Annotated in this window: 8 protein-coding genes and 1 pseudogene; 1 reads left to right on the forward strand and 8 read right to left on the reverse strand. The window is 61.1% G+C overall.

What is annotated here, in order from left to right; translation table 11 throughout:
• Positions 1–39: 39 nt before the first annotated feature.
• The 6 genes from ACTHND_RS16865 to ACTHND_RS16890 form a co-directional block, all read right to left on the reverse strand.
• The gene (locus ACTHND_RS16865) at positions 40–1,218 is read right to left on the reverse strand and encodes a patatin-like phospholipase family protein (RefSeq protein ID WP_440179132.1); all 1,179 of its coding nucleotides are present in this window, start codon (positions 1,216–1,218) and stop codon (positions 40–42) included.
• A 77-nt stretch (positions 1,219–1,295) separates the two neighbouring features.
• Positions 1,296–2,822, reverse strand: coding sequence for a 2-oxoglutarate dehydrogenase complex dihydrolipoyllysine-residue succinyltransferase (gene odhB / locus ACTHND_RS16870; RefSeq protein WP_440179133.1), 1,527 nt, complete (start codon positions 2,820–2,822; stop codon positions 1,296–1,298).
• A gap of 76 nt (positions 2,823–2,898) precedes the next feature.
• Entirely contained in the window at positions 2,899–5,874 is a 2,976-nt protein-coding gene (locus ACTHND_RS16875) for a 2-oxoglutarate dehydrogenase E1 component (protein ID WP_440179134.1), read from the reverse strand.
• 240 nt (positions 5,875–6,114) lie between these two features.
• Positions 6,115–7,002, reverse strand: a complete 888-nt coding sequence (gene sucD / locus ACTHND_RS16880) for a succinate--CoA ligase subunit alpha (RefSeq protein ID WP_440179135.1) — start codon at positions 7,000–7,002, stop codon at positions 6,115–6,117.
• Between the two features lie 6 nt (positions 7,003–7,008).
• On the reverse strand, positions 7,009–8,214 hold the full coding sequence (gene sucC, locus ACTHND_RS16885) for an ADP-forming succinate--CoA ligase subunit beta (protein ID WP_440179136.1): 1,206 nt from the start codon (positions 8,212–8,214) through the stop codon (positions 7,009–7,011).
• Between the two features lie 305 nt (positions 8,215–8,519).
• A complete protein-coding gene (locus ACTHND_RS16890) occupies positions 8,520–8,948 on the reverse strand; it encodes a DUF2306 domain-containing protein (protein ID WP_440179137.1) in 429 nt (142 codons plus the stop codon).
• A 139-nt stretch (positions 8,949–9,087) separates the two neighbouring features.
• On the opposite strand from ACTHND_RS16890, the gene ACTHND_RS16895 reads away from it, so the two are divergent.
• Entirely contained in the window at positions 9,088–9,849 is a 762-nt protein-coding gene (locus ACTHND_RS16895) for a LytTR family DNA-binding domain-containing protein (RefSeq protein ID WP_440179138.1), read from the forward strand.
• A 5-nt stretch (positions 9,850–9,854) separates the two neighbouring features.
• Here ACTHND_RS16895 and ACTHND_RS16900 read toward each other — a convergent pair whose 3' ends face one another.
• Both ACTHND_RS16900 and ACTHND_RS16905 read right to left on the reverse strand, forming a co-directional pair.
• Positions 9,855–10,469, reverse strand: a complete 615-nt coding sequence (locus tag ACTHND_RS16900; protein WP_440179139.1) for a hypothetical protein — start codon at positions 10,467–10,469, stop codon at positions 9,855–9,857.
• A 14-nt stretch (positions 10,470–10,483) separates the two neighbouring features.
• Positions 10,484–10,610 (reverse strand): annotated as a pseudogene (locus ACTHND_RS16905) (IS5/IS1182 family transposase); the annotation flags it as partial.

Genomic DNA, 10,610 nt, shown 5'->3' on the forward strand with positions numbered 1-10,610 from the left:
ACCCAAAGGACGGGCATTGGCCAGTCCCGCAACTGTAGCTTATTTATCGGTCCAGTTCTGCGGTGACAGGCCGATAGCGTAGCCTTTGTCAAAGACCTTGTTCATGCTCTCGGTATCGAAGGCCAGCATCCCGCCATCGATAAAGTCATCCGGCATGGCCGTGACCGACATGCTGAGATCATTGCGCTCAGCAAAGGCTTTCAGCGCCACCAGGGTAACGCGCGCCTGCGCCTTGGTGATGGTTTCCAGGCTGCGGGCGGCGATGGTGACGGCATTGTTCTTGGTCACCGCATAGGCCGGATTGATCTTGCCATTGACCAGTACATAGACATGGCCGCCATGGCGCAGGTCAGCCGGCACGGTCCAGTCGAGCATCGATTCCGGCAGGATGAAGAACGGCAGGGTGACGCTGCCGTCGACGTGCATTTCCTGCAGCGGATGTCCCTTCGGCCCCAAGGCGTCGGGATTCTGGTCGCCGACCGTATCGGTCTCGATCATCACCGGCGCGAAGGCCCCCGGCACGCTGGCCGAGGCGACCAGCACCTTGCAGAATAACTCGCGCGCCGCCACCCGCTTATAGGGATGGGTCTGCGCTTCCAGGGCGATGGCGCCCAGATCCCAGACCACGCCTTCCTGGCTGTCGAGATTGGTGGTGGCGACGAATAGCCGCCGGCCCTTCAGATGTTCGCGGGCAATGGCAGCCAGCAGGTCGTCATCGATATAGCGCGCCACCAGGTCACGCAGCTCCCCGGCCTGGAAAATGCCCGGCGTGAAGGCGGCGTAAAGCCCGCGCTTGTACGTCAGCCTGGCTGCGGCACCGCTGGTATAGGCATCGCGCAGCCGGGCGTCATACTCCGGGCCGAGAAAAGCAAACGGCGCGATCAGGGCGCCGGTCGAAACACCGGTGACGACATTAAATTGCGGCCGGTCACCGCGCTTGGTCCAGCCGATCAGCACCCCGGCGCCAAAAGCGCCATCTGCCCCGCCGCCGGAAAGTGCCAGTATCTGATAAGGGCCGGCGGCAGGCGTCCTGGCGGCCGTAGCGCGCATATCTGTTTCGAGCCGGCCGGCCAGGGTCGGGTCATCGGCGTTGAAGCGGGCATTGGGGAATTCCGGCACACTGGCCGCCGCGGCTTCATTCAATACGGTGGCATCGCGCGGGACGGTCAGGCAACCGGTGAGACAGCCGAACAGCAATACAACGAACAGACGCTTCATACGCATCATTCCATAACGAAAACCCGCCGTCACGGATTACCATGACGGCGGGCCAAACGCACTCAAAACTGTGACGACTAGACGTCGAGGATAAAGCGCTGCGGGTCTTCCAGACCTTCCTTGATGCGGACCAGGAAGGTGACCGCTTCCTTGCCATCGACGATACGGTGATCGTAGGAGAGCGCCAGGTACATCATCGGGCGGGCGACGATCTGGCCATTCACCACCATCGGACGCTGCACGATGTTGTGCATCCCCAGGATACCGACCTGCGGCATGTTGAGGATCGGGGTCGACATCAGCGAACCGTAGATACCGCCATTGGTGATGGTGAAGGTGCCGCCCTGCAACTGATCGATCGTCAGCGTGCCGTCACGGGCCTGCTTGCCGAGGGCGGCAATGCCCTTTTCGATGCCGGCCAGCGACAGGGTATCGACATCGCGCAGGACCGGCACGACCAGGCCCTTTTCGGTGCCGACGGCGATACCCAGGTCATAGTGGTTCTTGTAGATGATATCGGTGCCGTCGATCTCGGCATTGACCGCCGGGATGTCTTTCAGGGCGGCGACAACGGCCTTGGCGAAGAACGACATGAAGCCGAGCTTGACACCGTGACGCTTCTCAAAAGCGTCCTTGTAGGTGTTGCGCAGGGCCATGACCGTCGTCATGTCGACCTCGTTGAAGGTCGTCAACTGGGCGGCCGTATTCTGCGATTCCTTCAGACGGCGGGCGATGGTCTGGCGCAGGCGGGTCATCTTCACGCGCTCTTCACGCGGACCGGTGGCGCGCGGCGCGGCCGGGGCGGCAGCGACAGGCGCCGGAACCGGGGCCGTAGCGGCAGGTGCCGGAGTCGAGAGGGCAGCCAGCGCGTCACCCTTGGTGATGCGGCCATCCTTGCCGGTGCCCGAAACACTGTTCGGATCGAGGCCGGTTTCGGAAACAATGCGCTGAACGGCGGGCGACAGCGGCTTGTCAGTAGAAGCGGCAGCAGCCACCGGGACGGCGGGTGCAGCCGCGGCCGGGGCCGAGGCAACAACGGCGGCCTTGCCGTCGATGGAGATGCGGGCGATGGTCTGGCCCGGCGTCACCGTGGCACCATTGGCGGCAATGATCTCGACCAGAACGCCGTCGGCGGGGGCGGAGACTTCGACCGCGACCTTGTCGGTCTCGATCTCGACCAGGACTTCATCCTTCTTCACGGCGTCACCGGCCTTCTTCGACCAGGTGCTGATCGTGCCTTCGGCCACCGATTCCCCCATGACCGGGGTCTTGACCTCAATCAGAGCCGCACCGGAAGCAGCGGGTGCCGCAGCGACCGGAGCCGGGGCAGCAGCGAGAGCCGCGGCCGCTTTCGGGGCGGCAGCCGAAGCGCCAGCGCCACCGACCGTACCAAGCACGATGCCCGGCGTGACGGTTTCGCCTTCACCGACGAGGATTTGCAGGACGCCATCCGAAGGCGAGGCCACTTCGAGCGAAACCTTGTCGGTTTCCAGCTCGACGAGGATTTCGTCCTTCTTGACGGTGTCGCCGGACTTTTTCGTCCACTTGGCGATGGTGGCTTCGGTTACGGATTCTCCCAGGACGGGAACGAGGATGTCAGCCATAGGTCAGGCTCCAGTTTTGAATTTTTGTGTGCTGTTCAGCGAATGGAATGAGAAACGTGAAAGGAAACCTCCGCCCTTAGGCGAAGGCTTCATTCAAGAAGGTTTCGAGTTCTTTGAGGTGGCGGCTCATCGTGCCGGCGGCGGTCGAGGCCGAGGCCGGACGACCGACATAACGGGCGCGCTTGGCCTTGATGTTCAGGCGGTCGAGCGTCAGTTCCAGCCACGGCTCGACAAACGTCCAGCCGCCCATGTTCTTCGGCTCTTCCTGGCACCAGACCAGCTCGGCGTTCTTGAAGCGGCCCAGTTCGGTCATCAGCGACTTCATCGGCCACGGATAGAACTGCTCAAGGCGCATCAGGTAGACGTCCTTGATCTGCTTCTTTTCGCGGTCTTCGAGCAGGTCGTAATAGACCTTGCCGGAGCACAGCACCACGCGGCGAATCTTGTCGTCCGCGGCGATCTTGATGCCGGAAACCTCTGGCCTGCGCTCGGCGTCATCGTGCAGCACGCGGTGGAAGCTTGAACCCTCGGCGATTTCCGACAGCGACGATACGGCCTTCTTGTGACGCAGAAGCGACTTCGGCGTCATCAGGATCAGCGGCTTGCGGAACGGCCGGTGGATCTGGCGGCGCAGGATGTGGAAGTAGTTCGATGGCGTCGTGCAGTTGGCGACCTGCATATTGTCTTCGGCGCACATTTGCAGGAAGCGTTCCAGGCGGGCCGAGGAGTGTTCCGGCCCCTGGCCTTCGTAACCGTGTGGCAGCAGCATGACGAGACCCGACATACGCAGCCACTTGCGCTCACCCGAAGAGATGAACTGGTCGATGACGACCTGGGCGCCGTTGACGAAGTCGCCGAACTGGCCTTCCCACAGGGTCAGCGTATTCGGATCGGCCAGGGAATAGCCGTATTCGTAACCGAGCACCGCCTCTTCCGACAGGGCCGAATCGATGCCTTCATAGAGGGCCTGGCCGTCACGGATGTGGTTGAACGGGAAGTAGCGGTTTTCCGTGCGCTGGTCGACAAAGGCTGAATGGCGCTGCGAGAAGGTGCCGCGGATCGAATCCTGACCCGACAGACGGACCGGGAAGCCTTCATCCAGCAGAGAGGTGAAAGCCAGCGACTCGGCGGTGGCCCAGTCGAGGTTCTCGCCGGTCTCGATCATCTGGCGGCGCGCTTCCATGACGCGGCGCAGGGTCTTGTGAGCGTCGACATCGTTCGGGATCGTGGTGATCTTGGTGCCGAGTTCTACAAGCTTGGCGCGCGGTACGGAGGTAGAGCCCCGACGCTCGTCTTCTTCCGGCAGGCCGAGGCCCGACCACTTGCCATCCAGCCAGTCGGCCTTGGTGGCCTTGTAGGTCTTGCCGGCTTCGAATTCGGCATCGAGGAAGGCATCAAACTCGGCGATGAAGCCATCGACCTCACCTTGAGTCAGGACGCCCTCGGCGATCAGGCGCGACGAATAGAGTTCGCGCGTCGACGGATGGTCCTTGATCTTGGCGTACATCAGCGGCTGGGTGAATGTGGGGTCATCGCCTTCGTTATGGCCGAAGCGACGATAGCAGAACATGTCGATGACCACGTCCTTGGCGAACTTCTGGCGGAACTCTGTCGCCATCTTGGCGGCGAAGACCACGGCTTCCGGATCGTCACCATTACAGTGCAGGATCGGCGCCTGGGCCATCAGGGCCACGTCCGACGGATAGGGTGACGAGCGCGAATAGCGCGGCGCCGTGGTGAAACCGATCTGGTTGTTGATGACGAAGTGCAGGGTACCGCCGGTGCGGTAGCCCTTCAGGTCCATCAGGGCCAGACATTCCATGCCGACGCCCTGGCCGGCGAAGGCCGCGTCGCCGTGGATCAGCAGGCCCATGGCCATGCCGCGATCCGGACCCTTTTCAGAAGCCAGGGTGGCGGCATCGGTCTGGCCGCGCAGATGGAAGGCTTGTTTGGCGCGCGTCTTGCCGAGCACGACCGGATTGACGATTTCAAGGTGCGACGGGTTGGCCGTCAGCGACAGGTGGACAGTGTTGCCGTCAAAGGCGCGGTCCGAAGAGGCGCCCATGTGGTATTTCACGTCCGACGAACCTTCGATATCGGCCGGCAGGGAAGACCCGCCCTGGAATTCGTGGAACATGGCGCGATAGGACTTGCCCATGACCGCCGTCAGGGTGTTCAGGCGGCCGCGGTGGGCCATGCCGAAGATGATGTCCTTGACGCCGAGCGCGCCGCCGCGCTTGATGATCTGCTCCAGCGCCGGGATCATGGCCTCACCGCCATCGAGACCGAAGCGCTTGGTACCGGGGAAGCGGCGGTGACAGAAGCGCTCGAAGCCCTCGGCCTCGATCAGCTTCTTGAGGATGGCGATCTTGCCTTCCTTCGTGAAGGAGATTTCCTTGTCGCGGCCCTCGATGCGCTCCTGGACCCAGGCCTTTTCGGCCGGGTCGGCGATGTGCATGTACTGGACGCCGACATTGCCGCAATAGGTGCGGCGCACGATGGTGAGAATTTCCTTGAGGGTCGCCGATTCCAGCCCCAGCACGCCATCGATGAAGATGCTGCGGTCCATGTCGGCGGCGGTGAAGCCCCAGTATTCCGGCGTCAGTTCCGGATTCTGATGCACTGGCTCCAGGCCGAGCGGATCGAGGTTCGATTGCAGGTGACCGCGGATACGGAAGGCGCGGATCAGCATCAGGGCGCGGATCGAATCGCGCGAGGCGGCCTGCAGGTCAGCCGGCGAAACGCCCGGCGTCTTGGCGGCGATGGCCTTTTCGACCTTGGCCTGAACCGCCGGCCAGACGCCATCCATCGCTGACATCAGCTCGTCGCGCGGCGTGTTGACCGGGTTCGCCCAGCCGCCGACCGCGGCATTGGCGGCAACGTTTTCCGGCCGGTCCATGAGGGAATCGAAGAAGGCGCGCCATTCGGGAGAGACCGAATTGGGGTCCTGCGCCCAGCGTTCCTGCATCATCTCGATGAAGATCGCGTTTGTGCCGTAGAGAAACGAGGTCTCGGCAAAGACCTGATTGAGCCGACTGGAATCGTCCGCCATGTGTGCAACCATCGAGACGGCCAATTACGACACCGTCTCCCTTTCGCAATATGTAGTGTCCAACCACCCTTGGGGCTTGAGGACGATGTGGACCGTGGCCAATAACGACACCACGCTCCGGTTTTTTGGCCGGTTTTGGGCCGGTTCTTTATATGCTGCCTGGCGAGCCACGCAGCAATAACCCTATTACACGAAAATATGCCCCAGGGCCATAAGGCTCTGGGGCATAAATCAGACTATTTAAAGACCCTTTAAAACGCTCAAAAGCGTTTCACCGAGCGCTGCCGGAGACGGGGCCACCTTGATGCCCGCCGCTTCCATCGCCGCGATCTTGTCTTCCGCGCCGCCCTTGCCACCGGAGATGATGGCGCCGGCATGGCCCATGCGGCGGCCCGGAGGCGCCGTGCGGCCAGCGATGAAGCCGGCCATCGGTTTCTTGCGGCCGCGTTTGGCCTCGTCACGCAGGAACTGCGCGGCGTCTTCTTCGGCCGAGCCACCGATTTCGCCGATCATGATGATCGACTTGGTGGCTTCGTCGGCCAGGAACATTTCCAGGACGTCGATGAACTCGGTGCCCTTGACCGGGTCGCCGCCGATGCCGACAGCGGTGGTCTGGCCAAGGCCGGCATTCGTGGTCTGGAACACGGCTTCATAGGTCAGGGTGCCCGAGCGCGAGACTACGCCGACCGAACCGGCCGAGAAGATGTTGCCCGGCATGATGCCGATCTTGCACTGGTTTGGGGTCAGAACGCCGGGGCAGTTCGGCCCGATCAGGCGCGACTTGGAGCCTTGCAGCGCCTTCTTGACCTTGACCATGTCCAGCACCGGAATGCCTTCGGTGATACAGACGATCAGTTCCATCTCGGCTTCGATCGCTTCCAGGATCGAGTCGGCGGCGAAGGGGGGCGGCACGTAGATGGCGGTGGCGGTGGCGCCGGTGCGATCCTTTGCTTCGGCAACCGTGTCGAAGACCGGCAGACCGATGTGGGTCTGGCCGCCCTTGCCTGGCGTGACGCCGCCCATGACCTGGGTGCCATAGGCGATGGCCTGTTCGGAGTGGAAGGTGCCTTGCGCGCCGGTGAAGCCCTGCGTGATGACCTTGGTGTTTTTATCGATAAGAACGGACATTGTGACTTAACCCTTCACAGCCTTGACGATCTTGGCAGCCGCATCGGCCAGATCGTTGGCGGCGATGACATTGAGGCCGCTCTCGTTGATGATCTTTTTGCCGAGTTCGACATTGGTGCCTTCGAGACGAACCACGAGCGGCACCTTGAGGCCCACTTCCTTGACGGCGGCGATGACGCCCTGCGCGATGATATCGCACTTCATGATGCCGCCGAAGATGTTGACCAGGATGCCCTTCACCTTCGGATCGGAGGTGATGATCTTGAAGGCCGCGGTGACCTTCTCGGTGGTGGCGCCGCCGCCGACATCGAGGAAGTTGGCGGGCTCTGAACCATAGAGCTTGATGATGTCGAGCGTGGCCATGGCCAAACCGGCGCCATTGACCATGCAGCCGATTTCGCCGTCGAGGGCGATGTAGCTGAGGTCGAATTTCGAGGCTTCGATTTCCTTCTGGTCCTCTTCCGTTTCGTCGCGCAGGGCAACGATATCCGGATGGCGGAACAGGGCGTTGGAATCGAACGATACCTTGGCGTCAAGCACGATCAGCTTTTCATCACCCGTGATGATCAGCGGGTTGATTTCCAGCATGTCCATGTCCTTGGCATTGAACGCCGCGTACAGTTGCTGGAGAAGCTTGGCGCCCTGCTTGGCGACATCGCCCTTCAGGTTCAGCGCCTTGGCGAGCGCACGGGTGTGGGTCGGCCAGACGCCGGTGGCGGGATCGATGGTGAAGGTGTGGATCTTCTCGGGCGTCGAGTGCGCCACGTCTTCGATGTCCATGCCGCCTTCGGTCGAGGCCACGACCGAGACCTTGGAGGACACGCGATCGACCAGGAGCGACAGGTACAGTTCCTTGGCGATGTCGGCGCCTTCTTCGATATAGAGGCGGTTGACCTGCTTGCCGGCAGCGCCGGTCTGGTGGGTCACCAGCACGCGGCCGAGCATTTCGTCGGCATTGGCCTTGACGTCTTCCGGCGACTTGACGACGCGGACGCCGCCCTTGGCATCCGGGCCCAGGCCCTCGAAGCGGCCCTTGCCGCGCCCGCCGGCGTGAATTTGCGATTTGACGACGAAAACCTTGGAGCCGGCTTCCGAAGCCAGGGTCTTGGCGGCCTTCAGGGCCTCGTCGGGGGAGAAGGCGGCATATCCGCGCGGAACGGCAACGCCGAACTCTTTGAGGACGGCCTTGGCTTGATGCTCGTGAATGTTCATGGAACCGATCTTGGCAATTTGCAGAACTTAGGGAAGTGCCCGCCAGACCAACCGAAATTGGCGCGACCGGCCCTGATGAGAGGGCGAACTCCGTTGTCCGTCCTAAGTGATCGGGCCGCTTTATAGAGAGCCGCGCGTCTGTGTGCAACTGCTCACACACATAAAATTGATGATCAGCGTGATTTTGATTGCGTGATCTTTTGCTTGCCGCACAAACAATGGTAGCGCTACCGCAATGCCAGCTACAGCGACAGCGTTGTCAGGCCGCTATCACCGCATCGCTGAAAACGTATACGATTTAACCCTTAGCCAAAAACCATCTGCCACATCAGGCGCCCTGGCAGGAAGGTGAAGAGCCCGGCCACCAGCAGGGCGCCGACATAGAGGTTGATCGCCTGCTTGCGATGGGTGCGGATATCCTTTTTCCGCGCGGCATAGACCAGCAGCGGCACCACCACCAGGGTGATGCCCGACAGGATATGGATAAAGCTGAACTGGCCGTGATTGATGATCTTGATAAAGAGCGATGACACCGCCACCGTCATCATGAAGATCACCCACGTCCAGCCGAGGATGCGATGCAGGCCGGTGCCCTTGGGGCCGAATATCTGGATGGTGCCGATGACAAAGGCCGCCAGCGCCGCCAGAAGGTGGATCTGGATCACCGGCGGCACATGGCCGATCAGGGCCAGGTTCGGCAGGTGCGGATGGGCGTAGTGGTCAAGGAATGTCATGCGAGGTCCGTGAAAATGGGATGGTCTTTGAAAACCGGATGCCCCATAAGACAGCGTTCAGTTCTGGATGCCCGGCCCCATGCGTGAATCGCCCGACCTAATTCGTGAAATGCCGCCCCGCGCCGCTGGCGCTTCGTCAATGACACGCCTGATCATGACCGTCATCGGGCCGCACTGGCTGCGCACCTATGGCATCGCGCTCGGCATGGCCCTGCTGCTCACCTTCACCGCCGCCAACGGCACGGGCAGTGTGCCGCTGCTGATCCGCTTCCCCTACTGGCTGATCTTGATGGTTTTCGGCACGCTGATCGCGCAGGTGACCGGCCGGATGCTCGACCGCTTTGCCAGCCTGAACCTGTGGCAGACCATAGCGGCCATGATCGCCATCACCACGCCGCTGATCTGCGTCATGGTCTGGCTGGTGACAGCGGCCTTCAATAGCGATCATGCGCTCGATCCGGCACGCCTCGTGCGTCTGGTGGAGCCCGTCCTGGTGATCACGGTGGCCATGGCGGCCCTGCACGTCCTGGTCAACGGCACGCCCGCCCAGAGCCACGCCTTTGCGCCGGATGTGCAGACTGAACCTGGTGCGGTTTTCCGCGAACGCCTGCCGTTCAAATTCCGCCACGCGGAAATCCACGCCCTGGAGGCCGAGGACCATTACCTGCGCGTCCATACCTCCGCTGGCGACACCCTGATCCTGATGCGGCTTTATGATGCCATCCGCGAACTGGATGGCATCGAAGGCTCGCAGACGCATCGGTCCTGGTGGGTGGCCAAGGCTGCCGTCACCGATACGGTCCGCACCAGCGGGCGGATCAGCTTTACGCTTAAAGGTGGCTTCAATGCCCCGGTCAGCCGAGGCTTTGCCAAGGCCTTGAAAACCGACGGCTGGATATGATGTGTTTAGCTGGTTTCAGTGAGGCTCGCTGAAAAGCCTCTCACTATCCCGCCCTCTGAATAAATATAGACATCCCCGTCAACATCGTAGGTAATTGCATTTTTGATGCGCGTTGTTTGATAGCGATAAGCGATCATGTGTCCGCTCTGTTTTGATGGCATCCCAAACATCTGAATAACATCATCTTTGCGCATACCGACCGAAAGACCATTGTCCAACGTAACACGCCAGGAATAGAGATCGAGAACGGGGCAAGTTTCCGTGCCATATGACGGTGAACCGGCAAGGGTAAGTACGCTTAGACCCTCAACGTATTCGCCGCCACCAAGCTCAGTAGACGTCAACCATAAACGCACAGATTTGCCGGAACTATTCAGGGTGTAACACAAATAGCTGAAACTTTCTCCCCCATCGCCTTGATGGTGAACACTGCCCGAACCAACTGTACGAGCAACATCCGTAAGCTTAGTCTGCCCAAAAGCGATAGGCATAACGCCAAAATGAGCGCCGAGCGGCCCCATTTCATTCCGAACGGTCTCAATCTTACCTGTCGTTGTATGAAACCAGATGTCTGGTGGTGCAACCGTTCCCGCCGGCAGCATACGTGTTGCAATTGCCAAGCTAGGCCGTAGACTCATAACGCTTTGATCCAGATTCTGGTGGCGACGATCTTTACGGCTGCCAGAAAATTCAGAGGGTTTTTGTCGTAGCGAGTGGCAATACCTCTGAATTGCTTGAGTTTATTGAAGAAGCGTTCGACC

It is taken from the genome of Asticcacaulis sp., from assembly GCF_051954415.1.
Taxonomy (GTDB): Bacteria; Pseudomonadota; Alphaproteobacteria; order Caulobacterales; family Caulobacteraceae; genus Asticcacaulis.